Source organism: Luteimonas sp. A277 (assembly GCF_054052045.1).
In genome coordinates, this window is record NZ_JBSVRG010000010.1 from 1 (window position 1) to 22,158 (window position 22,158).

General features: G+C 65.7%; 24 protein-coding genes. 13 read left to right on the plus strand and 11 right to left on the minus strand.

Translation table 11 applies throughout. From position 1 onward, the window contains the following. Nucleotides 1-268: 268 nt before the first annotated feature. Nucleotides 269-1,168, minus strand: coding sequence for a nuclease-related domain-containing protein (locus ACW7G2_RS10800; RefSeq protein ID WP_456975609.1), 900 nt, complete (start codon nucleotides 1,166-1,168; stop codon nucleotides 269-271). After that, nucleotides 1,165-3,948, minus strand: a complete 2,784-nt coding sequence (locus tag ACW7G2_RS10805) for a class I SAM-dependent DNA methyltransferase (RefSeq protein WP_456975611.1) — start codon at nucleotides 3,946-3,948, stop codon at nucleotides 1,165-1,167. The genes ACW7G2_RS10800 and ACW7G2_RS10805 overlap by 4 nt, the downstream gene beginning before the upstream one ends. A gap of 206 nt (nucleotides 3,949-4,154) precedes the next feature. On the opposite strand from ACW7G2_RS10805, the gene ACW7G2_RS10810 reads away from it, so the two are divergent. From ACW7G2_RS10810 to ACW7G2_RS10820, 3 genes are all read left to right on the plus strand, one after another. Continuing rightward, nucleotides 4,155-4,424, plus strand: coding sequence for a hypothetical protein (locus ACW7G2_RS10810; protein ID WP_456975613.1), 270 nt, complete (start codon nucleotides 4,155-4,157; stop codon nucleotides 4,422-4,424). A 130-nt stretch (nucleotides 4,425-4,554) separates the two neighbouring features. Next, nucleotides 4,555-5,208, plus strand: a complete 654-nt coding sequence (locus ACW7G2_RS10815) for a hypothetical protein (RefSeq protein ID WP_456975887.1) — start codon at nucleotides 4,555-4,557, stop codon at nucleotides 5,206-5,208. A 192-nt stretch (nucleotides 5,209-5,400) separates the two neighbouring features. Further along, the gene (locus ACW7G2_RS10820) at nucleotides 5,401-6,585 is read left to right on the plus strand and encodes an MFS transporter (protein ID WP_456975615.1); all 1,185 of its coding nucleotides are present in this window, start codon (nucleotides 5,401-5,403) and stop codon (nucleotides 6,583-6,585) included. A gap of 69 nt (nucleotides 6,586-6,654) precedes the next feature. Here ACW7G2_RS10820 and ACW7G2_RS10825 read toward each other — a convergent pair whose 3' ends face one another. The 9 genes from ACW7G2_RS10825 to ACW7G2_RS10865 all read right to left on the minus strand — a co-directional run bounded on the left by ACW7G2_RS10825 (nucleotide 6,655) and on the right by ACW7G2_RS10865 (nucleotide 13,197). Next, nucleotides 6,655-7,056 carry a glycine zipper 2TM domain-containing protein gene (locus ACW7G2_RS10825; protein WP_456975889.1) on the minus strand — a complete coding sequence of 134 codons (402 nt, stop codon included), beginning with the start codon at nucleotides 7,054-7,056 and terminating at the stop codon, nucleotides 6,655-6,657. Nucleotides 7,057-7,159: 103 nt separating this feature from the next. After that, nucleotides 7,160-7,531, minus strand: coding sequence for a hypothetical protein (locus tag ACW7G2_RS10830; protein ID WP_456975617.1), 372 nt, complete (start codon nucleotides 7,529-7,531; stop codon nucleotides 7,160-7,162). A 190-nt stretch (nucleotides 7,532-7,721) separates the two neighbouring features. Beyond that, nucleotides 7,722-9,134, minus strand: coding sequence for a PQQ-dependent sugar dehydrogenase (locus ACW7G2_RS10835; RefSeq protein WP_456975619.1), 1,413 nt, complete (start codon nucleotides 9,132-9,134; stop codon nucleotides 7,722-7,724). Beyond that, nucleotides 9,131-9,556, minus strand: a complete 426-nt coding sequence (locus ACW7G2_RS10840; RefSeq protein WP_456975621.1) for a DUF2231 domain-containing protein — start codon at nucleotides 9,554-9,556, stop codon at nucleotides 9,131-9,133. The genes ACW7G2_RS10835 and ACW7G2_RS10840 overlap by 4 nt, the downstream gene beginning before the upstream one ends. A 291-nt stretch (nucleotides 9,557-9,847) precedes the next feature. Then, nucleotides 9,848-10,351: a hypothetical protein gene (locus ACW7G2_RS10845; protein ID WP_456975623.1), complete on the minus strand. Its 504-nt coding sequence runs from the start codon at nucleotides 10,349-10,351 to the stop codon at nucleotides 9,848-9,850. A gap of 30 nt (nucleotides 10,352-10,381) precedes the next feature. After that, nucleotides 10,382-10,606, minus strand: coding sequence for a LysM peptidoglycan-binding domain-containing protein (locus ACW7G2_RS10850; RefSeq protein WP_456975625.1), 225 nt, complete (start codon nucleotides 10,604-10,606; stop codon nucleotides 10,382-10,384). A 105-nt stretch (nucleotides 10,607-10,711) separates the two neighbouring features. Next, complete coding sequence (gene queF / locus ACW7G2_RS10855) at nucleotides 10,712-11,527, minus strand: NADPH-dependent 7-cyano-7-deazaguanine reductase QueF (RefSeq protein WP_456975627.1); 816 nt, start codon at nucleotides 11,525-11,527, stop codon at nucleotides 10,712-10,714. 47 nt (nucleotides 11,528-11,574) lie between these two features. After that, a complete protein-coding gene (locus ACW7G2_RS10860; protein ID WP_456975629.1) occupies nucleotides 11,575-12,210 on the minus strand; it encodes a mechanosensitive ion channel domain-containing protein in 636 nt (211 codons plus the stop codon). Between the two features lie 45 nt (nucleotides 12,211-12,255). Continuing rightward, on the minus strand, nucleotides 12,256-13,197 hold the full coding sequence (locus tag ACW7G2_RS10865) for a LysR substrate-binding domain-containing protein (RefSeq protein ID WP_456975631.1): 942 nt from the start codon (nucleotides 13,195-13,197) through the stop codon (nucleotides 12,256-12,258). A 155-nt stretch (nucleotides 13,198-13,352) separates the two neighbouring features. On the opposite strand from ACW7G2_RS10865, the gene ACW7G2_RS10870 reads away from it, so the two are divergent. The 10 genes from ACW7G2_RS10870 (at nucleotide 13,353) to pcaF (ending at nucleotide 22,151) form a co-directional block, all read left to right on the plus strand. Next, nucleotides 13,353-14,552 (plus strand): muconate/chloromuconate family cycloisomerase, encoded by a 1,200-nt coding sequence (locus ACW7G2_RS10870; protein ID WP_456975633.1) that lies wholly within the window; start codon nucleotides 13,353-13,355, stop codon nucleotides 14,550-14,552. Nucleotides 14,553-14,556: 4 nt separating this feature from the next. Beyond that, nucleotides 14,557-14,847: a muconolactone Delta-isomerase gene (catC, locus tag ACW7G2_RS10875; RefSeq protein ID WP_456975635.1), complete on the plus strand. Its 291-nt coding sequence runs from the start codon at nucleotides 14,557-14,559 to the stop codon at nucleotides 14,845-14,847. A gap of 18 nt (nucleotides 14,848-14,865) precedes the next feature. Further along, nucleotides 14,866-15,804, plus strand: a complete 939-nt coding sequence (gene catA, locus ACW7G2_RS10880; RefSeq protein ID WP_456975637.1) for a catechol 1,2-dioxygenase — start codon at nucleotides 14,866-14,868, stop codon at nucleotides 15,802-15,804. A 110-nt stretch (nucleotides 15,805-15,914) separates the two neighbouring features. Beyond that, entirely contained in the window at nucleotides 15,915-17,276 is a 1,362-nt protein-coding gene (locus ACW7G2_RS10885) for a Rieske 2Fe-2S domain-containing protein (RefSeq protein WP_456975639.1), read from the plus strand. After that, complete coding sequence (gene benB / locus ACW7G2_RS10890) at nucleotides 17,273-17,761, plus strand: benzoate 1,2-dioxygenase small subunit (protein WP_456975641.1); 489 nt, start codon at nucleotides 17,273-17,275, stop codon at nucleotides 17,759-17,761. Before ACW7G2_RS10885 ends, benB begins: the two co-directional genes overlap by 4 nt. A 22-nt stretch (nucleotides 17,762-17,783) precedes the next feature. Next, nucleotides 17,784-18,809, plus strand: a complete 1,026-nt coding sequence (gene benC, locus ACW7G2_RS10895) for a benzoate 1,2-dioxygenase electron transfer component BenC (protein WP_456975643.1) — start codon at nucleotides 17,784-17,786, stop codon at nucleotides 18,807-18,809. Further along, nucleotides 18,806-19,579 (plus strand): benzoate diol dehydrogenase BenD, encoded by a 774-nt coding sequence (benD, locus tag ACW7G2_RS10900; protein ID WP_456975645.1) that lies wholly within the window; start codon nucleotides 18,806-18,808, stop codon nucleotides 19,577-19,579. The genes benC and benD overlap by 4 nt, the downstream gene beginning before the upstream one ends. Before the next feature lie 36 nt (nucleotides 19,580-19,615). Then, entirely contained in the window at nucleotides 19,616-20,287 is a 672-nt protein-coding gene (locus ACW7G2_RS10905; RefSeq protein ID WP_456975647.1) for a 3-oxoacid CoA-transferase subunit A, read from the plus strand. After that, nucleotides 20,284-20,925: a 3-oxoacid CoA-transferase subunit B gene (locus ACW7G2_RS10910; RefSeq protein ID WP_456975649.1), complete on the plus strand. Its 642-nt coding sequence runs from the start codon at nucleotides 20,284-20,286 to the stop codon at nucleotides 20,923-20,925. The genes ACW7G2_RS10905 and ACW7G2_RS10910 overlap by 4 nt, the downstream gene beginning before the upstream one ends. Nucleotides 20,926-20,945: 20 nt before the next feature. Beyond that, nucleotides 20,946-22,151, plus strand: coding sequence for a 3-oxoadipyl-CoA thiolase (gene pcaF / locus ACW7G2_RS10915; RefSeq protein WP_456975651.1), 1,206 nt, complete (start codon nucleotides 20,946-20,948; stop codon nucleotides 22,149-22,151). The last annotated feature ends 7 nt before the right edge of the window (nucleotides 22,152-22,158 follow it).

A 22,158-nucleotide genomic window follows, 5' to 3' on the forward strand; every position in this document is an offset into this window, starting at 1 on the left:
CCCGAAGCAAAAACTCGCACTTGCTGCTTAGCTCCACTTTTGGTGTCCGCTAAAAATGGGGGGATTACCCTGGGTTCTACCCTCCAGCACGGGATTCTTCTAGAAGGGAGCTGTTCCGAAATCAAGACACTTCTTACCTCACAGGAAGGTCCGCTCTAAGATTTCGGAAATGATGCGGATTACTGACCGTGGCTGGCGTCGATGATTGCCGTCTGATCCGTTCAGTCCTTCACGAGCTGAACGGCCGGTGTTGGCCGATAGCAGACATTTACTCTCCAATCCTCGGGTATCTGCTCGCCAGGGCCTGCGCGATTAGTGGCCGCGTTTGGGCATCTATCTGTCCCAGATCCTTCGCCATGAAGTTGGCGCCGTTGCGCATCGGGCTAAACACCTTCACCCGAGAAGAGCGCCAGATTTCGTCTGGCTGTTCGATCATCCAGCCCGGCAACGCCAAAGCCGGGATGACGGGAGCGTTGATTTCAAACTCACGTAGCGTTTTCTCCAGCCAGTGCGCATAGCGTTCCGCCTGCTCGACGGCTCCGGTCTCAACGAAATCCGGAAAGTGAAGCCTCTTCCCGTCGAAGCGGACGTTGTAGTTGCGTTCGGATTTGGCGCGCTTGGGTTTGCGGAACGACTTGGTCTCCACTGCGTAGACGCCGCGCGGAGACACAACTACGTGATCAAGGTTGAAGCCGTCTGCAGGCAGGTCATGGAGGACCAGGCAGCCTTGGGCCACCAGGCGATTCAGTTGCATGCCCGTGACGCGCTCCGCCAGCAGGCCGTCGGCGACCCGATCCCGGGCGTGCAGGTGTTTGATGTACTCCCAAAGACCGTAAGCGAAGCACGCGAGTGCTCCGGTGGTAAGCAGCCCCTCACGCGTTCCCCATTGGAACTCGGTCCAGTCGATCTGCATGCCCGCCCAAAGCATGAACATCATCGGGAAGGCCATGTACATGATCATGACCGACGTCATCAGCTCCGTCTCGTGGTCTGACATGCGCTTGACGAGCTGTTGTCCGGGCACGTGGCCGATGTGTCGCGATGCCAGAGGTGAGCGTCTGGCGAGCCGTTTCTTGACAGCCTTGTAAGTGAGCGCGCAGGCCAGCGCCAAAGAGGCTGAGAAGAAGAAGGGCAATATGCCCAGGTACATCTGCCAATCCATGGTCATGCACTCCGTCGTCTGCGCGCCTTTTTCTTCTTGGGGACTGGAAGCAGGCTTGTGATCGCTTGATAGCGTTCGAACAGGAAGGCGACGCGCTCCGCATCAGTGGTGAGCTTCGGGGCCTTGCGGCCGGCGTTCCTTTCGGCAGCGACGTAAGCGTCCTCGACGACTTTGTCGAGGTGCCGGTGAGCCGAGACTAGAACCGGCGGCATGCTAAGTGGGTCATACAGATCAGCGAGGGTGCCGCTTGGGAACTGTCCGCGCGTGTGGAGCACCGCTTCAGCTGCGGATTCGATGGCTGAGTCGTGCTTGGAGTCGCCGATCTCAGGCCAGGGAAAGTTGTTGTAGACGATGCTGCCCGAGTAGCGAAGGTCACTCTTCAGGCGTCCGCATACCGTACGAACCCAAGCCATGTGCATGTTTGAGGTCAGTACACCGAACTTTCGGAGATTGGCATCAGGCACCAAGTAGTTTGTGTTGCTGCAAATGACATCAGGTGGGAGGAATCCCATTGGAATGTACGTCCGGCGCTCAGATGAAACCTCGGGTACCACGACGTATGAAGAGTCGGGCTGTGACCGGTAGAAGAATTCGGTGGGGATATCTGCCGCCTTCCTGGTAGGTGCTGCGGAGCTGGCTAAGCGGAACTCGCGAACGGCCTCAACCCTCTGAAGGACAAGCGGCATGCGACGGAGTTGATCAGGCTGAATTCCAGTAAGCCACAAACACCAACGTTCGATTCCATTGATGAAGTCGGCAGACCCAACATAGCGCCTGATCCATCGCTCTGCCGCTGGCTCCTCAGCAACAAGGGCAGCCTTCTCCCCGGGGCTGAGGATGAAGTTTCCGCCATCCGTTGGCTTATTCCCATAGCGCATTTCCGGCACATTCATTAGAGGTCGTCTACGTTTAACGACCACGATATTTGGTGCATCAATAAGGTACGGATTGATTTGGCGTACAACGATTTCAGATGGTTCACCTGCCGGCCTGTCGTAGTCGAAGAGACGATATTTGGTAGGCAGCTGGCGAGAGAATCCGACGATCACGCAGTGTACGGCTGCTTTCCCCCGCGCGTCATTAGTCCAGTTAAAGGTTCGGTGTGCGAACGTAATCGTCACCTTCGCTTGATTGAGCAGGTAGCCCCAAAGTAGAGCTACCTGCTCTCCTTGAGTTATGGAGTTGGTTGAGACGAACGCTACGGACGTGTCGGAGCCTGCCGTGTAGTCGGCAGCCTTGATGAACCAGTTGGCGACGAAATCCAGGTCAGATCCGCTCTTGATCTTTGCTGTCACCAGTGCCTGATCCGCCCGCTGATCCTTGCTCTGGTAATGCTTTCCGCCGAACGGCGGGTTTCCAAGGATGTAATCCAACCTCTCCGCCGGCACCACCTCATTCCAATCGATCCGCAACGCATTCCCATGCACGATCGTCGGCGCCTTAACCAGCGGCAGCCGCGCAAAATATTCGCCGAACAATTCCGCCACCCGCAGGTTCATCTGATGGTCCATCAGCCACAGCGCCACTTGGGCGATCTGGGCCGGGAACTCCTCGATCTCGATGCCGTAGAACTGGTCCACGTCCACCGCCACGTGGTCGGCCACGCGGGTCAGCACGCTGCCCTGTTTGGCGAACAGACGCCTGAGCACTTCCAGTTCCAGCAGCCGCAGTTCGCGGTAGGCGATGATGAGGAAGTTGCCAGCGCCGCAGGCAGGATCCAGAAAGCGCAGGTTGGCCAGCTTCACGTGGAAGCTCTTGAGCTTGCCCTCGTGGTTGCCGATGCCCTCCAGCTCTTGGGTCAGCTCGTCCAGGAACAGCGGGCCGATCAGCTTGAGGATGTTCTTTTCGCTGGTGTAGTGCGCGCCCAGGTTGCGGCGGGCCTTGGCGTCCATCACCGACTGGAACATGGAGCCGAAGATCGCGGGGCTGATCCGGCTCCAGTCCAGGGCCGAGGCCTCCAGCAGGAGCTGCCGCATCTTTGCGTCGAAGGCCGCCAGCGGCAGGGTTTCTTCGAACAGCTTGCCGTTGACATAGGGAAGCTCGGCGAGCTGGGCGTCCAGGGTCCGTTGGCGCTGGTCGGGCGTGCGATTAAGGGTCTGGAACAGCTGCGCCAGCCACATGCCGACGTTGGCGCCGTCTTCGCTGGTGCGCTGGTCGATCAGGTCGTGGAAGGCGTGGCGCGGGAAGATGCCGGTGTCGTCGGCGAACAGGCAGAACAGCAGCCGCACCAGCAGCACTTCCAGCGCGTGGCCCTCGAAGCCGGCGGCCTTGAGCGCGTCGTGCAGGCGGCCCATGCGCTCGGCGGCCTGCACGTTCACCGGGTCCTGTTCCTTGAACGCGCGCGCCTGGTACCCGGCAATGAAGCCGAACAGGCGTACATGTTTGTGCAGGTCGGTGAGCGGGAACTCGGCGGGGGCCTCTTCGCCCTCCAGGTCGTAGAGGCGGAAGCTGGCGAAGTCGGAGACCAGCAGGTAGCGCGGCAGTTCGGCGTCGGTGAGGCCGTGGAAGTAGTCGCGGGCCTGGGTGTGGGCGCGGGTGAGGTCCTTGCCGCGGGACTTGTGCTCGATCAGCAGCACGCCCTTCCACAGCAGGTCGATGTAGCCGTCGCGCCCGTCCAGCTTCTTCACCCGGCGCTCGAAATTGGCCACCCGCCGGCGCGAGACGCCGAAGATATTGAAGAAGTCGTCCCAGAAGCTCTTGGCTTCGGCGTGCTCGTTGGCCTCGTCGGCCCATTCGCGCGAAAACCGCAGCGCGCGGTCCTTGATCTCGTTCCAGCTCAGCGGCATGTGGTCCCTCCCCTATGCCGCCATGATGCCGAAACCAGCGGTCGCTTGCCGACATCCCTCCGGTTACCACAAGGCCGGTTCTGGCTGCGCTTCGTGATCGCACATCTTCACAGCCCATCCACGTACTTCAACGTCAGCTGAAGGCGGGTCATGAGGCCCCCATAAACCCCGCTATATTCGAATACCCCACACGAAGGAGGATTGCCATGTTCCCGACCAAGAAGCATCTGGTGATGGCGCGTACGCTCGGCGTGGCGATCGTCGCCGCCGTCGGCCTTTCCGCTTGCGCTACCTATAGTGACGAGTTTGCAGGCATCAACTCGCGCCTCGATCAACTCGACACGAGGGTGCAGGGCGCGGCCCAGAGCGCCGAGTCCGCCAACCAGTCCGCGCAGCAGGCCAACCAGCGGCTGGATCAAATGGAAAGCCGCGTCCAGCAGCTCGAAACGGCCCCGCGCCGCGTGCCGCGCGGTTAGTCGCTCCTGAACCGGGACCGGTGGCCTTGGCTGGCCACCGGTCTCCTTGGTCTTCCACCCAGTCTTCGTTCCAGGGAGCCGTCCCATCCGTACGTCCTTACCCCCTGCGATCCGGGCCGTTGTTGTTGCGCTGGCGCTGGCGTTCGCAAGCTTCGGCGTGGCAAACGCCGAGGATGCCGTCGCGCAACCTGTCGCCGCCGTCGACCAGCTTCCGCGAGGCCAGGATGTGTCCGACACGGTGATCGAGCTCGCGGGCTGGGTTGTCGCAGCCGAGGACAACCAAGGCTATCCATTCGCGGTCATCGACAAGGCGGCCGCACAGATCCTGGTGTTTGGCGGTGACGGCCGGCTTCGCGGCGCGGCACCCGGGCTGTTTGGCTCGGCGAGTGGCGATCACACGGCCCCCGGCATCGCCGGTCTCGCGCTTCGCGAGATTCCGGGCCGGGATCGCACGACGCCTGCTGGTCGCTTCGTGGGCGGTTACGGTCCGTCGATCGACGCCGGGCGCGTGCTGTGGGTGGACTACGATTCGGCGGTCTCCATCCACCCGACCGCGACTGGCGTCCCGGCCGAGAGACGCGCCGAACGCCTTGCATCGCCTTCGCCCGACGACAACCGCGTCACTCATGGCTGCATCAACGTCTCGCCGGAGTTTTACGAGGGCGTCATCCGTCCGACGTTCGAGCGGGGCGGGGTGTTCTATGTCTTGCCGGATGAGGCGTCGATGGCGGAGCTCTTCCCGGAGTTCGCGCAAGGTCGCGCGACGACGCAACGCAACGATTGAAGACGCGCACGGCCCGCCCGCCAGTGAAGGGCGCGTCGGAAGCTATAAGGGCGTAATTCTCGCTCGCTTCATCGCCCCGGAAAGCTCAACGGGGCGGTCGCGGCTGGCGGACATCCGGGGGAGAATGTCCGCCCATGAGTATCCGATCTTCCTCTTTCTTCCTGCTGATGTGCAGGCGTGTCTGACCCATCCATGAGGCCGATGCCGGGAGCGCCGAGGCTGCGGGCGCCGGAGTGGTTCGTGTTCGGCCTGATGGCCAGCGTCACCTTCGTGGGGCTGCTGTCGGAGCTGATCCCTTCGGGGATCCTGCCGCAGATGACCGAAGACCTGGGTGTGTCCGAATCCCACATCGGCATGCTGGTGGGGGTGTACGCGCTGGCGTCCGCGGTGTGCACCATCCCGCTGGTCACCGCCACCCTGACGGTCAATCGCAAGCACCTGCTGCTGGTGCTGCTGGCCGGGTTTGCCGTTTCCAACATCGTGGTGGGGCTGGCCTCTTCCTATGCGGTGATGGTGGGGGCGCGCATTGTCGGTGGCGTATGCGCCGGGGTGATGTGGCCGATGATCGCGGCCTATGGCACGCGCCTCGTTCCCCCCGAGCGGCAGGGCTGGGCCATCACCGTGATCCTGGCCGGCAGCACCCTGGGTATCAGCGTCGGCCTCCCAGTCATGACCCTGGTAGGGCTGCAGTTCGGCTGGCGCACGGAGTTCCTGGTGTTCGGGCTGGGCGTGGTGGTGATCGCGGCGCTGTGCCATCTGTACCTGCCAGCGGTGCCGGGCGAGCAGCGCACCCGCAGCAACTCCCCGCTGACCCTGCTGAAGAACCGGGCGATCCTGATGGTGATCCTGCTGACCTTCCTGTCGGTGACCGGGCACTACGCCGTGTACACCTACATCGCGCTGCTGGTGGAGACGGTGGAGCTGGCCGGCGGCACCGGCATGGCGCTGCTGGTGTTCGGCATTGGTTCGGTAATTTCAGTGGTGGCTTCCGCCCGGGTCATCGACCAATGGCTGCGGCCATTGGTGGTGTCCATGCTGGTGCTCAGCGCGGTATCGATGCTGCTGTTCCTGGCCTTTGCCCGCACGCCCGGCATTGCCCACTTCACCTTCTTCCTGTGGGGCGTGTCCTTCGGCCCGCTGGGCGCCATGTACCAGACCGCCATCGCCCGGCAGGTGGACCGCGGCCGGGACGTGGCCACTTCGCTGCAGTCCAGCGTGTTCAACTTCTCCATCATGCTTGCCGCCGGGATGGGCGGCGTGCTGCTGGTACGGCTGGCGGGTGCCGGAGTAAAGGGGATCGTGTGGATGGCGCTGGGGTGCTTCGTACTGGCGGCATTAGTGGCACTGCTGGCGAAGCAGACGCTGCGCCGGGCATAGCTTCGCCGGCCTTGCCCGCGGCGGTGCCGCTGGCGTGACCGGCGAGGCCTGCTGTCACGAAGGCTGCTGTCAGCGACCGCGCCAGCAGCGTTGTTCGATCACGCGCTCGCCCTGGGCTTCCTGGCGGTTGCCCTGCACATGGCGGCCGATGGCTCCGCCGGCAACAGCGCCGCCGACCGTGGCGGCCTTGCGTCCGCTGCCGCTGCCCACCTGATTGCCGACCAGGCCGCCAATCACCGCGCCTGCGGCGGTGCCTGCAATGCGGTTGGGATCGGACGTGTCGCGGGCAACTTCAACGTTCTCGCAGATCACCCGGGTGCCGTCGTTGAAGGTGCGGCCTTCGTCCCGGGGGCCATAGGTCTGCCCCTGGGTCGGCGCATAGCCCTGCGTTCGGACCGGGGCCTGGGAATGGGCGCACCCGGCTGCGGCGATCGAAAGCGCGGACGCGATAGCAATGTGATGTAAACGCATCATGACGTCGTCCTCTGTTTGTGGTGTGGACGATCGTCGCGCGCTGGGCGGCCACGCGCCGTGAATCACGGCGCGTGGTGATGGGTTGGGTTCAGATGCGTCCCTAACCCAGTGCCACGATCAGCAGAAGCACATAGCCAAGCACCGCCAGTACCGCGTGGGCGAGTACCAGCCAGGCCGGCAGGAGGCGCTGTTTCCACTTGTAGGCCAGGCTCAGCACCGAACCGCCGCCGGCGGCGAGCAGAAACAGCAGCAGGGCAGCGAGAGCCAGGGCCGGGGCCCCTCCCACATAGGCGGTGTACGCCAACAGGGTGATGCCGGCAGCGGCAAGCAGGCCGTGGAGCATTGCGAGCCATGCAGGCGGGTTGCGCTTTCCCGCGAACCGGATTCCGGCCATGGCCAGGCCGCCGAGCGCGGCCAGGGTGAACAGCACGACTGCAGCTTGCAGCATGTCCATCGGATCGATCGGATTCATTGCATGGTTCCTTCATGGTGGGTCCAGCTGAATGGATCACGTGCTATTGCCGGGTAGAACGTATTCAGCAGGCGAAACCGGGCACGACGCATCCCAGGCTCCAAAAAGAGCGTGGCTCCGCGAGGTCATCGCGGAGCCACGTTGGACTCACCTGTAACAGCAGTTGGTTGCAGCTGGGCTGCGCACTGGGTCAGTCAGCGGCGGCTTCTTCCTGCTCCGGCTGCTGGTCTTCGGCTTCGACCTCGGTCCCGGTCTCGGGACCTTCGGGCTGATCCATGGCTTCCGGCTGCTGCGGCATCTGCGCCGGGCCGCCAATGCGCGAGACGCGCCAGATGATGTTGGCCAGGTCATCGGCAATGATCACCGCGCCGCGCGGATCCACGGTGACGCCCACGGGGCGGCCGCGGGTGGTGCCGTCGTCGTCGCGGAAGCCGGTGGCGAAGTCGATCGGATCGCCGGCCGGCTGGCCGTTGCGGAACGGTACGAACACCACCTTGTAGCCCACCGGGTCCGAACGGTTCCAGCTGCCGTGCATGCCCACGAAGGCGCCGTCGGCGAACTCCGCACCCATGACCGGGCTGGAGAAGTCGACCCCAAGCGAGGCCACGTGGGCACCGAGGCTGTAGTCCGGGGTGATGGACGCGGCCACCTTGTCGGGATTCTCGGGCCGCACGCGGTCGTCCACGTGGTTGCCCCAGTAGGCCCAGGGCCAGCCGTAGAAACCGCCTTCCTGCACCGAGGTGAGGTAATCGGGCACCAGGTCGGGGCCGATTTCGTCACGCTCGTTCACCACCGCCCACAGCACGCCGGTGTCGGGCTGGATGGCCAGTGCGGTGGGGTTGCGAAGGCCGGTGGCGTAGGGACGGTGCATGCCGGTTTCGGCGTGGATTTCCCAGACCCGGGCCCGGTCCTGCTCGGCCAGCATGCCGCGTTCGGTGATGTTGCTGTTGGAGCCGATGCCCACGTACAGGAACTGGCCATCCGCGCTGGCGGCCATGGCCTTGGTCCAGTGGTGGTTGATCGCGGACGGCAGCTTCGCCAGCTCTTCCGGCGGGCCGCTGGCCTGGGTCATGCCCGGCTGGTAGTCGAAACGCACCACCGCGTCCTGGTTGGCCACGTACAGGTTGTTGTCGATCAGGGCCAGGCCGTAGGGGGCGTTGAGGTTGTCGGCAAACACGGTCTGCAGCTCGTATTCGCCGTCGCCGTCGCCGTCGCGCAGAAGGGTCAGGCGGTTGCCGCTTGGCACCGATGTGGTGCCCGCACCCTTGATGGGCCCGGCAATAATATCCTTGGGCTTGAGGCTGGGAGCGTTGCCGCCGCGGCCTTCGGCCACGAGGATGTCGCCGTTGGGCAGCACCAGCGTCTGCCGGGGGATGCCCAGATCGCGGGCGATCGCGCGGGCCTCGAAGCCTTCCGGCACGACCGGCAGCTGGTCGCCCCATTCGTCCGGGCTGGCGATGACCATCTGCGGCAGCAGGCCGCGCTTGGGCTGGGGCAGGTCGGGGTTGGTGCCGTATTCCAGTTCCGGCTTCGGAGCCGGGTTGCAGGCGGCCAGCATGACCGCCGCTGAGCCGGCTACGGCAAACAAGGCAAGGCGCTTCATTTCACTTCTCCGATGCGCGGGCCACAGAAGGCAAGGCAGAGCGCCACGACGCTGAGCACCAGTACGATCACCGACATCACCAGGCCGGCGGGCATGCTGGCCCAGGCGTCGCGGGCGTGCTGCAGGGCATTGAAGAAGCCCACGATGAAGGTGGCCAGCAGTACCAGCAGGTACAGCACGCGGTTGCGGGTGCGCCGCGCCGGGGTCAGATCGAACAGCGCGAATACCAGCGCTACCCCTGTCCACACCAGACCGCCGACGATCAGCCAGGAGGCGAAGTTCTGCCACTGGATTTCGAACGTGCGGAAAAAGGCGAGGTCACTCAGCGCGGCGCCGCCGAACAGCGGCAGGATGCCGGCCACGAAAATTGCATGGATCGGATGGATCGGGTGCACGCTCCGGACGGAGGTGGTGTAGGCCATGCCAGTTCTCCCAAGGATCACAGTGACTGGATCGGTCCGAGACTGCCATGACCGATTTGATGATTGCGTGCAGGTGAACGGGGTGCCGGAGATGAACCGGCCTCGTTGCGTGACGTTTGGGGGCAGCAGCGGTCCCCGTCTGCGGCCCGTTCGCCGGACCCGACGTCCCAGTGTAGTGCCGTCATTGACCTCCGGAGGGATTATGAACGGAACACTGCGATGCCAGCAGGCCGGCAGCCAAGGCAGGGCGGGTGTGCGCATTGCGCCCCCACGCCGGCGATCCAGCTGCGGTCACTGGATGGTGAACTGGCGGGTCTCCACCACCTCGTCGTCGACACTGACTTCAAGTGTGTAGCTGCCCATGGGCCAGCCGTCGGGGTTGGTGATGCGGAAGCTGGTCACGTCCTGGCCGGAGAACGCGAAACGCTCCGAACGCTCGTCCACCAGCTGTTCGCCCTCGCCATCGTCAAAGGTCCAGCGCACCGCCAGCGTGCCCATGGTTTCGCCATCGGCGTCGTTGTTGGTGGTGATCGAGACGTGGATGTCGTCATCGTCAGCGGCAAAGCTGGTCGCCGGCTCGGCGATGGAGTGGTCGTCGCCGACGTCGGTGCCCAGGGTCACATCAGTGACCCGCACGGTGGCGGCCGGGGCTTCGGGTTCCGACATGGCGGGCGGCGTTTCGAGTGCGTCGATGGCCGGGGTGGCGGTGCTTTCCACCTGGGCATCCTGGTTGCAGGCGGCCAGGACAAGGCAGGCGGCCAGCAGGGAAGCGATGATCAAGGCGTTGCGGTTCATACGGGGGTTCCTCCAGCGGATGCGGTGGGCTCAGGGAATCCTGAGGGTCTGGCCGGGCCGGACCAGGTCGGGGTCATCCAGCTGGTCCCGGTTGGCTTCAAAGATCTCTTCCCAGCGGTTGGCGTTGCCATAGAGCTTTTTGGAAATGGCCGACAGGCTCTCGCCCTCGACCACCGTATGGGTCTGCCCCATCGGCTGCCCGGTGCTGGTGCCGGGGACCTGGCGATTACCAGGATCTGCGGGTGGGGAAATCATTCGGGCTCCATTGCATGCAGGGCTGGGAACCCGGAGCGTCCCACAGAGGCCGTTAAGCCGGCATGCCGGCGCAGTGAAGCGCCGGGCGGCCGGTTTCCGCGCCGGTTACTGCCTGGGGTCGCGTGCTGCCTGCGGCGCCGCCTGGCCCGGCATCGCCCGCCACGGGTTGATGTCGAGCCCGCCGCGCCGGGTGTAACGCGCTTCAACCGACAGTGCCGCGGGCTGCAGGCAGGCGAGCAGGTCCGTGAAGATGCGCTCCACGCACTGCTCGTGGAATCCGGAGTGGTCACGGAACGAGACCAGGTAGCGCAGCAGGGCGGCGCGATCCAGCCGCGGTCCCTGGTATTGGATGTGCACGCTGCCCCAGTCGGGCTGGCCGGTGACCGGGCAGTTGGACTTGAGCAGATCCGAGCGCAGGGTCTCGCTGACCTGGTGGGCCGGGTCGGCCAGCAGCAGGGAGGCATCGGGCGGGCCATAGGTGTCGATGTCGATGCTCTGGCCGTCGATGGATCCCGCGTCGTCGCTTTCCACTACCGGGGGCAGGCCGAAGGCCACTGCCACCGGGGCCTGCGCGGTGCGCGAGAGGTCTTCGACCAGGCGCTCGCGCAGCCCCTCAGGGCTGTCGAAACGGCTGGCGTTGAGCGAGTTGAGGTAGAGCTTGAGCGACTTGGATTCGATCAGCTGCGGGGAATCGGCCGGCACCAGGAAGGTGGCGGTATCGACCACCGGCTTGCCGCGACCGTCCAGCCAGGCCAGCTCGTAGGCGTGCCAGCGGTCGTGGCCGGTGAAGGGCAGGCCCGCGCTTGGCAGGCGCAACCCGGCCCGGCCCTGGGCGCGCGAGATCGGGAACAGCAGGTCCGGGTCGTAGCGGGCCGGGTAGGCGACCTCGCGCCCGAGGCTGGAATCTTGCGGTGTGTTCATGGGACCAATTCTACGGCCCGTTCCCGCGGACGCGGTGGCGTGGTCGCTCAGAACAGGCTGGCGCCGCCACCACCCGTGGCCTGCTGGCGTGGACGCTTGCGCGGGGCGTCCGGATCCGGCTGCGGGCGTGGCGGCGGAGCTTCGCGCCAGCGCCGGGTGACGCGCTGGAAGAACAGGCTGTTGGGTACGCGCAGGTGCGACTCGTTGCCGTCCTCGTGGGTCTCGCGCAGGGTGACGGAAATCAGGTTCATGTCCATCACCTGGCCGCCCAGGCCGCGACCCTCGCTGCCATCGAGCAGCTCGATGTGGTCATAGAGGCGGAACGGGCGGGTGATCAGCAGCAGCATTGCGCAGAAAATGTTGGACAGCACGCTCCAGGCGGCGAAGAAGGCCACCGCAGCCACGGCGGCAAAGCCGGTGAACGCGGTCCACAGCACCGTGCCCGACACGCCAAGGCGCTCGAGGATGATCAGCAGCGCGGCGGAGTAGATCAGGAAGGTGCTCAGCCTGCGCCCTCCCACCCGCACTTCCGGCGGCAGCTCCCAGCGGTCCGACAGGCGGTTGATCAGCCGCTGCGCGAACGTACGCAATACCCAGGCCACCACGATCACCAGTGCGATCTGCAGGGTGGGCAGTGCCACGCCCAGCCATTGATGGGTCCAGATCGGCAGGTAGTGCTTCATCGTGGGGCTCGCGGGCAGGTGGTGGCGGGCATTGCGGCCGACATTCTAGCCGCGCTCAGGCGCGGAGTCGGGCAGGTAGTTGTGGGCGGCGTCGAGCCAGACCGGGGATTCGGCATACAGCTCGCTCAGCAGTTCCTTGACCAGCAGGATGTAGCGCGAGTTGTCGTTGCGCCGATGGCTGAGGATGACCGGCGAGGTGGCGTCCTTCTCATCGATCAGGCGGTAGTGCAGGTCCGCGCGCTGACGGCTGGCGGCGTAGGGGATTACACACAGGCCGGTTTCCGCGGCAACGAGACCGAGCGCGGTCTGCATTTCGCGTACCTCGTGCACGCTTGCCGGCAGCGCGCCGTGATCGTTGAGCAGGGTCAGCACCTGGTCGGCAAAGGAGGGCCGGGGCTGGCTGGGATAGACGATGAGGTCCTGCCCGGAGAGGGCGCTGAGCGGCACCGGCGCGCTGCTGACCGCCAGGGGTGAGTCCGGCGACACGGCCAGTACCAGGCGCTCTTCGCGCAGCACGGTGCGCTCCACCGCCGGATCGTTGCTGCGCACCCGGCCGAAGCCCAGGTCGATGCGGCCGGCCTTGAGCGCCTCGATCTGCTGCACCGACATCAGCTCCAGCAGCTGGATATCCAGCTCCGGCGCGCGCTCGCGCAGCTTGCGCACCAGCGCCGGCACCCCGCCGTAAAGGGTGGAAGCCACGAAGCCGATCGACAGCACGCTGCGCTCCTGCTTGCCCACCCGGCGGGTGGCGGCCGTCATCTGCTCCACCCGGCCGAGGATCTGCAGGGCCTGCTCGTAGAACAAGCGCCCGGCAGCGGTCAGCTGCAGGGGGCGGGTGCGCGAGATCAGGGTGACGCCAAGCTCCTGCTCCAGCAGCTGGATCTGTCGGCTCAGCGGCGGCTGGGCGATGTGCAGCTTTTCCGCGGCGCGGGTGAAGTTGCGCGCGCGGGCCACCGCAATGAAGTACCGCAGCTGGCGAAGTTCCATTCTGGCACCCCTATTCAGACTTATACCTTCAGCGCATTGTTGCGGTGCAGCAGTCGCATGGCAGCGCCGTATTTGCTCCAATCATACTCAAAAGGTATTGATCAATAGGTAGTTGGTGTTGGACTCCGGGCATTTGTGGGCGGATAAACAGGTCCATGAATGCTTCCACCTCCCCCGCTTCCAGAACCAGCCCGACCATCGTTCGGGTCGAGGCTTTGCTGCTCGACCTGCCCACCATCCGCCCCCATCGCCTGTCGGTGGCCACCATGAACGGCCAGACCGTGATGCTGGTGCGGATCCACTGCTCCGATGGCGTGGTGGGCATCGGCGAAGGCACCACCATCGGCGGCCTGGCCTATGGCGGCGAAAGCCCCGAAGGCATGAAGCTGGCGGTTGATACCTACTTCGCCCCGCTGCTGCAGGGCGCTGATCCCACCCGGGTGCCGACGCTGATGGCGCGCATCGACAGCGTGATCAAGGACAACCGCTTTGCCCGCAGCGCGGTGGAAACCGCATTGCTCGACGCGCAGGGCAAGCGCACGGGGCTGCCTGTATCCGAGCTGCTGGGTGGCCGCCGCCGCGAGCGCCTGCCGGTCGCCTGGACCCTAGCTTCGGGCGATACCGCGCGCGACATCGACGAAGCCGAGCAGATGCTGGCCCAGCGCCGGCACAACGTGTTCAAGCTCAAGATCGGTGCCAAGCCGCTGGATGAAGACATTGCCCACGTCGCCGCGATCAAGCGCGCGCTGGGCGACCGCGGCGCGGTGCGGGTGGACGTGAACATGGCCTGGAGCGAGCTGCAGGCGGCGCGCGGCATGGCTGCCCTGGCAGATGCCGGCTGCGAACTGGTGGAGCAGCCCGTGGCCACCGCCGCGGCGCTGGCACGCCTGGTGCGCCGCTTCCCGGTGGCGCTGATGGCCGATGAATCCCTGCACGGGCCGCGTTCGGCGTTCGAGCTGGCAAAGGTGGCCGCAGCCGACGTGTTCGCGATCAAGATCGAGCAGTCCGGCGGGCTGTACGGCGCCCAGCGCGTGGCCGCGATCGCCGATGCCGCGGGCATCGAGCTGTACGGCGGCACGATGCTCGAAGGCGCGGTGGGCACCGTGGCCTCGGCGCACGTGTTCGCCACGTTCAATGAACTGCAGTGGGGCACCGAGCTGTTCGGGCCGCTGCTGCTGACCGAGGAAATCCTCGCCGAGCCGCTGGATTACAGCGACTTCCAGCTGACGGTGCCGGATGGCCCCGGGCTGGGCATCACCCTGGACGAGGATCGCGTGCAGTTCTTCCGCCGCGACCGGGCCACGCACACGGTCAGCCTCGCCCAATCCAACCCCGCGACAACCAAGGGAGCCTGAAATCATGTTGTTTCAAGTACGGATGGACGTCGATATCCCGGCCGATCTGCCGGCCGATGTGGTTGATGAGATCAAGGCCCGCGAGAAGGAGTACTCGCACCAGCTGCAGCGCAGCGGCAAGTGGCGCCACATCTGGCGCGTGGTGGGCGAATACGCGAACTACAGCATCTTCGACGTGGACAGTAATGAAGAGCTGCACGAGCTGCTGACCGGCCTGCCACTGTTCCCCTATATGCACATCGAGGTGATTGCGCTGTGCCGACATCCATCGTCGATCCGCGATGACGACCGCTGAGATTCAGGAGGGAAAACCATGAACGTGAAAATCTTCAACAAGCCGGAAGTCCAGGACTTCCTCAAGGCCGTGGCCGGGCTGGACCAGGAAGGTGGCGATTCGCGCACCAAGCAGATTATCCATCGCCTGATGAGCGATCTGTTCCAGGCGATCGACGACCTCGATATCACCCCGGACGAGTACTGGACCGGGATTGCCTGGCTCAACGCGCTGGGCACCGCCGGCCAGGCCGGCCTGATCTCCCCGGGCCTGGGCGTGGACCACTTCCTCGACCTGCGCCTGGATGCCAAGGACGCTGTGCTGGGCGTGGAAAGCAAGACCCCGCGCACCATCGAAGGCCCGCTGTACGTGGCCGGCGCGCCGGTGGAGCAGGGCTTTGCGCGGCTGGATGATGGGAGCGACGAGAACGGCCATCCGCTGTTCATGGCCGGCACCGTGTATGGCGCCGATGGGCAGCCGGTTCCGGGCGCGCAGGTGGAGGTGTGGCACTGCGACACCCGCGGGTTCTATTCGCACTTCGACCCGACCGGCAAGCAGCAGCCGTTCAACATGCGCCGCACGATCATTGCCGATGACCAGGGGCGCTACAGCTACCGCAGCATCGTGCCCAGCGGCTACGGCGTGCCCCCGGGCAGCCCGACCGAAAAGCTGCTGACCGCGCTGGGCCGCCACGGCCAGCGTCCGGCGCACATCCACTTCTTCATCAGTGCCGACGGCCATCGCAAGCTGACCACCCAGATCAACCTGGCCCACGACCCGCTGGTCCAGGACGACTTCGCCCACGCCACCCGCGACGGGCTGGTGTGCGAAGTCATCGAGCGCACCGACGAGGCCAGCATCAAGGCCAACAACATGGACGGTCCGTATGGCGAGATCGATTTCGATTTCCACCTGACGGCGCTGGTTGACGGCGTGGACAACCAGATCAACGAAGCGCGCGTGCGCGCGGCCGCCTGAGGCGAACGTGGCCGGGCGGCAGCTGCGCTGCCCGGCCCGGTCGCCACGCCTTGGCCGAAGCCGTCCGTGGTGACTGGCAGGGCGTCACTTGAATCATCCAGGAGATTGTCATGTCCGTTGTGACCGACCAGGCACGGAGCCTTGACCAGCTGCTTGCCACCGCCGTCCAGGACGATGCGCAGGCCGGCGTCTTCCGTTGCCGCCGGGATATCTTCACCAACCCCGATCTGTTCGAACTGGAGATGGAAGCCATCTTCGAGGGCAATTGGGTATACCTGGCCCACGAGAGCCAGATTCCTGAAAACAACGACTACTACACCACCCATATCGGCCGCCAGCCGATCATCGTGACCCGCGACAGGAACGGTGAGCTGCACGCGGTGATCAACGCCTGCGCGCACAAGGGCGCCCTGCTGTGCCGGCGCAAGCACGGCAACAAGGGCACGTTCACCTGCCCGTTCCACGGCTGGAGCTTTTCCAACAGCGGCAAGCTGCTGAAGGTCAAGGACGCCAAGACCACCCAGTACCCGGCCCAGTTCAACCAGGAAGGCTCGCACGACCTGCGCCGGGTGGCGCGGTTCCAGAACTACCGCGGCTTCCTGTTCGGCAGCCTGAATCCCGATGTGGCACCGCTGGAGGAATACCTGGGCGAAAGCCGGGTGATCATCGACCAGATCGTCGACCAGTCGCCGCACGGGCTGGAGGTGCTGCGCGGCAACTCCTCCTACATCTACGACGGCAACTGGAAGCTGCAGATGGAGAACGGCTGCGACGGCTACCACGTCAGCAGCGTGCACTGGAACTACGCCGCCACAATGAGCCGGCGCCACGAGGAAGGCACCAAGGCCGTGGACGCCAACAGCTGGAGCAAGAGCACGGCCGGTGTGTACGGGTTCGAGAACGGGCACATGCTGCTGTGGACCCGCACCATGAACCCGGAAGTGCGGCCGGTGTACAAGGTGCGCGACGAGATCACCGAGCGGGTGGGCGCGGACAAGGCGGACTTCATCGTCAACCAGACCCGCAACCTGTGCCTGTATCCGAACCTGTTCCTGATGGACCAGTTCTCCACCCAGATCCGGGTGGTGCGGCCGATCAGCGTGGACCAGACCGAAGTCACCATCTTCTGCTTTGCCCCCAAGGGCGAAAGCGCCGAGGACCGCGCCACGCGCATCCGCCAGTACGAGGATTTCTTCAACGTCTCGGGCATGGGCACCGCGGACGACCTGGAAGAGTTCCGCGCCTGCCAGGCCGGCTACGCCGCCGCAGCCTCCGCGCCGTGGAACGACATGAGCCGCGGAGCGCCGCTGTGGATCCAGGGTGCGGACGAGAACGCGAAGGCCATGGGCATTGCCCCGCTGCTGTCGGGCGAGCGCAGTGAAGACGAAGGCCTGTTCGTATGCCAGCACGCGTACTGGGCGCAGGAGCTGCGCAAGGCACTGGAGCGCAGGCAGGGCGAGGTGGCGGCATGAGCTTTGATTATCAGGACGTCTGCGCCTTCCTGTACCGGGAGGCGCGCCTGCTCGACGATCGCCAGTGGGATGAATGGCTGGCGCTGTATGCCGAGGACGCGACCTATTGGATGCCCGCCTGGGACGACGACGACCAGCTGACGGAAGACCCGCAGTCGGAGATCTCGCTGATCTACTATCCCGACCGTTCGGGGCTGGAAGACCGCGTGTTCCGGATCAAGACCGAGCGCTCCAGCGCGTCCACGCCGGAGCCGCGCACCAGTCACGCCATCCACAACGTGGAGGTGCTGGAGACCCGCGGTGAGGAAGCGGACCTGCGCTACAACTTCCATACCCTCAGCCACCGCTACCGGGTCACCGACCAGTATTTCGGCACCGCCCTGGTCACCCTGCGCCGCTCCGGTGAAGGCTTTCTGATCAGCAGCAAGAAGATCGTGCTGAAGAACGATTACATCCGCCAGGTGGTGGATATCTACCACCTGTGACGGTGCCCCGGGAGAAAGGCAGATGAGCTACAGCGTTGCTTTGAATTTCGAAGATGGTGTCACCCGTTTCATCCAGTGCGGGGAAGGCGAGACGGTGCTTGATGCCGCCTACCGCAACCGGATCAACCTGCCGATGGACTGCTCGGATGGCGTGTGCGGCACCTGCAAGTGCCGGGCCGAGAGCGGCAGCTACGACCTGGGCGACGACTACATCGAGGATGCGCTGGCCGATGACGAGAAGGAATCCGGACTGGTGCTGACCTGCCAGATGCAGCCCTCGTCCGACTGCGTGATTGCCGTGCCGGTGCCTTCCAGCGCCTGCAAGACCGGCCTGGTGACGTCAACGGCGACGGTGGCCGGGATCGAGCGGCACAACGACGCTGCGATCGTGCTGCAGCTGGACGTGGCCGGGGAGGCGGCGGCCTTCCTGCCGGGACAGTACGTCAACATCGAGGTGCCGGGCAGCGGCCAGGGCCGCTCCTACAGCTTCAGCTCGGTGCCGGGCGAGCAGCGTGTCAGCTTCCTGATCAAGTCCATCGACGGCGGACTGATGGGGGCCTGGCTGCAGGATGCCCAGCCGGGACAGTCGCTGGAGCTGACCGGTCCGCTGGGCAGCTTCTATCTGCGCGCGGTGGAGCGGCCGCTGCTGTTGCTGGCTGGCGGCACCGGCCTGGCGCCGTTCCTGTCGATGCTGGAAACGCTGGTGCGGGCTGGATCGACCCAGCCGGTGCACATGATCTACGGGGTGACCCGCGATGCCGACCTGGTGCTGGTCGACCGGCTCCAGGCCTATGCGGACCAGCTGCCCGCCTTCAGCTTCACCACCGTGGTGGCCGACGAGGCCAGCAGCCATCCGCGCAAGGGCTGGGTGACCCAGCACATGCCGGCCGAAGTGCTGCATGGCGGCAACGTGGATGTGTACCTGTGCGGGCCCCCGCCAATGGTGGATGCGGTACGCGGGCACTTTGGCGAGGCCGGCGTGGAGCCCGCCAGCTTCCACTACGAGAAGTTCACCCCCAACCCCGCCGTGCGGGCCGAGGCTGCATGAGCGGGCAGCGCTTCAGCGGCAAGGTCATCGTGGTGACCGGTGCCGCCCAGGGCATTGGCCGCGATGTCGCCCTGCGCGCTGCGGCCGAGGGCGGCCAGGTGGTATTCGTGGACCGGGCGGACTTCGTGGATGAAGTGGCCGCCGGGGCCAGCGGACAAAGCGCCGCCTTCAACGCCGACCTGGAAACCTGGGCGGGTGCGGAGGCGGCGATGGACTTCGCCACCCGCACCTTCGGCGGCATCGATATCCTGATCAACAACGTGGGCGGTGCGATCCGCATGCGCCCGTTCGACCGGTTCGAGCCGGCCCAGATCGACGCCGAGATCAGGCGCTCGCTGATGCCCACGCTGTACTGCTGCCACGCGGTGCTCAGGCACCTGTTCGCCCGCGGCGGCGGCACCATCGTCAACGTGTCGTCCAACGCCACGCGCGGTATCCACCGGGTGCCGTATTCGGCAGCCAAGGGCGGGGTGAACGCGATCACCCAATCGCTGGCGATGGAGGTGGCCGAGCGCAACATCCGCGTCGTGGCCACGGCGCCCGGCGGCACCGATGTGGGCCCGCGCCGCGTGCCGCGCAATGCCGCAGGCGATACTGCGGAGGAACAGGCATGGATGGCCGGGACGGTGGAACAGGTCAAGTCATCCAGCTTCTTAAAACGCTATGCGAGCGTTGCCGAACAGGTGGCGCCGATCCTGTTCCTGGCCTCCGACGAGGCGTCCTACATTACCGGCAGCGTGCTGCCGGTGGCGGGTGGTGATCTGGGCTGATGCCCGGCCATCCGCGCTGACAGGAGAAACAAAGTCATGATCGACAAGACAACATGGACCCTGGCCTCGGCGGTGGCGGATATCCCCGACGGCGCCACGGTGATGATCGGGGGATTCGGCACGGCCGGCATGCCCGATGAGCTGATCGATGCGCTCATCGAGCACGGCGCCAGCGGCCTGACCATCATCAATAACAATGCCGGCAACGGTGATACCGGGCTGGCCGCACTGATCGCCAACAAGCGGGTGAATAAGGTGGTGTGCTCGTTCCCGCGCCAGTCCGACTCATGGCATTTCGACAAAGCCTACGAGGCTGGGGAGATCGAGCTGGAGCTGGTGCCGCAGGGCAATTTGGCCGCGCGCATCCAGGCGGCCGGTGCCGGGCTGGGGGCGATCTTCACCCCCACCGGTTACGGCACCGAGCTGGCCGAAGGCAAGGAGACGCGCGAGATCGACGGGCGCCAGTACGTGCTCGAGTATCCGATCCGCGCCGATTTCGCCCTGATCAAGGCTTACCACGGTGATCGCTGGGGCAACCTGGTGTACCGCAAGGCGGCGCGCAACTTCGGCCCGATCATGGCCACGGCTGCCGCCACCACCATTGCCCAGGTCAGCGAAGTGGTGGAGCTGGGCGCGCTTGATCCCGAACACATCGTCACCCCCGGCATTTTCGTGCAGCGGGTGGTGGCTACCGGAGGTGCAGCATGAGCCGCTTGAGCCGCGAACAGATGGCCGAACGGGTGGCCCGGGACATTCCCGAGGGCGCCTACGTGAACCTGGGCATCGGCCTGCCCACCAGCGTTGCCAACTACCTGCCTGCCGACAAGGAGGTGTTCCTGCAGAGCGAGAACGGCCTGCTCGGCATGGGCCCGGCGCCGGAGCCGGGGCAGGAGGATCCCGACCTGATCAACGCCGGCAAGCAGCCGGTGACGCTGCTGACGGGCGGTGCATATTTCCACCACGCCGATTCGTTCGCGATGATGCGCGGCGGACACCTGGACATCTGCGTGCTGGGTGCGTTCCAGGTCTCCCAGCATGGCGACTTGGCCAACTGGAGCACCGGCGCGCCGGGCGCGATCCCGGCGGTGGGCGGGGCGATGGACCTGGCGATCGGCGCCAAGCAGGTATTCGTGCTGATGGACCTGATGACCCGCAAGGGTGAGAGCAAACTCGTTGCCGAATGCACCTATCCGCTGACCGGTCTGGGCAGCGTGTCGCGGGTGTATACCGATGTGGGGGTGTTCTCGGTCGGCCGCGAAGGCGCGCGGATGATCGAGCTGGTGGATGGCGTCAGTCTTGACGAGGTGCGCCAACTGACCGGGCTGGATCTGGAAATGGCGGCATGACCCAAGGGAGTGCAGGAACAATGAGCCAGGCTTTCATCTGCGATGCCGTGCGCACGCCGATCGGTCGTTACGGCGGCATCCTCTCGGCGGTGCGGGCCGACGACCTGGGCGCGCTGCCGCTCAGGGCGCTGCTGCAGCGCAATCCGGGGCTGGATCCGGAAGCGATCGAGGAAGTGTTCTACGGCTGCGCCAACCAGGCCGGCGAGGACAACCGCAACGTGGCCCGCATGAGCCTGCTGCTGGCCGGCCTGCCAGCCACGGTGCCGGGAGTGACGCTCAACCGGCTGTGCGCCTCCGGGCTGGAGGCAGTGGGCCAGGCGGCGCGTGCCATCCATGCCGGCGAGATGGCGCTGGCGATCGCCGGCGGCGTGGAGTCGATGACCCGCGCGCCATTCGTGGTCGGCAAGTCCGATCGCGCCTGGGGCCGGGGCCAGCAGCTTGAAGACACCACCATGGGCTGGCGCTTCGTCAATCCGGCCCTGGACGCGGCCCATGGCACCGAGTCGATGCCGCAGACCGGCGAGAACGTGGCCCGGGAGCACGGCATCAGCCGTGATGACCAGGACGCCTTCGCCCTGCGCAGCCAGCGGCGTACGGCCGCTGCGCGGGAGTCGGGCTTCCATGCCGAAGAGATCATTCCGGTGACCGTGCCGGGCGTGCGGCGCGGTGAAACCGTTGAGGTGGACACCGACGAGCATCCGCGCCCGGACACCAATGCAGAGGCGCTGGCGAAGCTGAGGCCGCTGTTCGCCGACGGCACCGTGACCGCGGGCAACGCCTCGGGCATCAACGACGGCGCCGCGGCGCTGATCGTGGCCAGCGAGGAGGCAGTGAAGCGCTTCGGCCTGACCCCACGCGCGCGCATCCTCGGCATGGCCTCGGCCGGCGTGGAGCCGCGGGTGATGGGCATGGGCCCGGTGCCGGCGACGAAGAAGTTGATGGCGCGGCTGGGCCTTGGCATCGACGATTTCGACGCGATCGAACTCAATGAGGCGTTCGCCAGCCAGTCATTGGCCGTGCTGCGCGGCCTGGGCCTGGCCGATGACGCTCCGCAGGTGAACCCCAATGGCGGCGCGATCGCGCTCGGCCATCCGCTGGGCATGAGCGGCGCGCGCCTGGCGCTGACCCTGGTGCACCAGCTCGAGAAGACCGGCGGGCGCCTGGGCCTGGCCACGCTGTGCGTAGGCGTGGGCATGGGCGTGGCGCTGGCCGTCGAGCGGGTCTGAGGAGGAC

Bases quoted from the DNA above. Each gene is read 5' to 3' on its own strand.
- ACW7G2_RS10800 (WP_456975609.1), bottom strand. From the start codon at position 1,168: ATGACCATGGATTGGCAGATGTACCTGGGCATATTGCCCTTCTTCTTC.
- ACW7G2_RS10805 (WP_456975611.1), bottom strand. From the start codon at position 3,948: ATGCCGCTGAGCTGGAACGAGATCAAGGACCGCGCGCTGCGGTTTTCG.
- ACW7G2_RS10810 (WP_456975613.1), top strand. From the start codon at position 4,155: ATGTTCCCGACCAAGAAGCATCTGGTGATGGCGCGTACGCTCGGCGTG.
- ACW7G2_RS10820 (WP_456975615.1), top strand. From the start codon at position 5,401: ATGAGGCCGATGCCGGGAGCGCCGAGGCTGCGGGCGCCGGAGTGGTTC.
- ACW7G2_RS10825 (WP_456975889.1), bottom strand. From the start codon at position 7,056: ATGCGTTTACATCACATTGCTATCGCGTCCGCGCTTTCGATCGCCGCA.
- ACW7G2_RS10830 (WP_456975617.1), bottom strand. From the start codon at position 7,531: ATGAATCCGATCGATCCGATGGACATGCTGCAAGCTGCAGTCGTGCTG.
- ACW7G2_RS10835 (WP_456975619.1), bottom strand. From the start codon at position 9,134: ATGAAGCGCCTTGCCTTGTTTGCCGTAGCCGGCTCAGCGGCGGTCATG.
- ACW7G2_RS10840 (WP_456975621.1), bottom strand. From the start codon at position 9,556: ATGGCCTACACCACCTCCGTCCGGAGCGTGCACCCGATCCATCCGATC.
- ACW7G2_RS10845 (WP_456975623.1), bottom strand. From the start codon at position 10,351: ATGAACCGCAACGCCTTGATCATCGCTTCCCTGCTGGCCGCCTGCCTT.
- ACW7G2_RS10850 (WP_456975625.1), bottom strand. From the start codon at position 10,606: ATGATTTCCCCACCCGCAGATCCTGGTAATCGCCAGGTCCCCGGCACC.
- queF (WP_456975627.1), bottom strand. From the start codon at position 11,527: ATGAACACACCGCAAGATTCCAGCCTCGGGCGCGAGGTCGCCTACCCG.
- ACW7G2_RS10860 (WP_456975629.1), bottom strand. From the start codon at position 12,210: ATGAAGCACTACCTGCCGATCTGGACCCATCAATGGCTGGGCGTGGCA.
- ACW7G2_RS10865 (WP_456975631.1), bottom strand. From the start codon at position 13,197: ATGGAACTTCGCCAGCTGCGGTACTTCATTGCGGTGGCCCGCGCGCGC.
- ACW7G2_RS10870 (WP_456975633.1), top strand. From the start codon at position 13,353: ATGAATGCTTCCACCTCCCCCGCTTCCAGAACCAGCCCGACCATCGTT.
- catC (WP_456975635.1), top strand. From the start codon at position 14,557: ATGTTGTTTCAAGTACGGATGGACGTCGATATCCCGGCCGATCTGCCG.
- catA (WP_456975637.1), top strand. From the start codon at position 14,866: ATGAACGTGAAAATCTTCAACAAGCCGGAAGTCCAGGACTTCCTCAAG.
- ACW7G2_RS10885 (WP_456975639.1), top strand. From the start codon at position 15,915: ATGTCCGTTGTGACCGACCAGGCACGGAGCCTTGACCAGCTGCTTGCC.
- benB (WP_456975641.1), top strand. From the start codon at position 17,273: ATGAGCTTTGATTATCAGGACGTCTGCGCCTTCCTGTACCGGGAGGCG.
- benC (WP_456975643.1), top strand. From the start codon at position 17,784: ATGAGCTACAGCGTTGCTTTGAATTTCGAAGATGGTGTCACCCGTTTC.
- benD (WP_456975645.1), top strand. From the start codon at position 18,806: ATGAGCGGGCAGCGCTTCAGCGGCAAGGTCATCGTGGTGACCGGTGCC.
- ACW7G2_RS10905 (WP_456975647.1), top strand. From the start codon at position 19,616: ATGATCGACAAGACAACATGGACCCTGGCCTCGGCGGTGGCGGATATC.
- ACW7G2_RS10910 (WP_456975649.1), top strand. From the start codon at position 20,284: ATGAGCCGCTTGAGCCGCGAACAGATGGCCGAACGGGTGGCCCGGGAC.
- pcaF (WP_456975651.1), top strand. From the start codon at position 20,946: ATGAGCCAGGCTTTCATCTGCGATGCCGTGCGCACGCCGATCGGTCGT.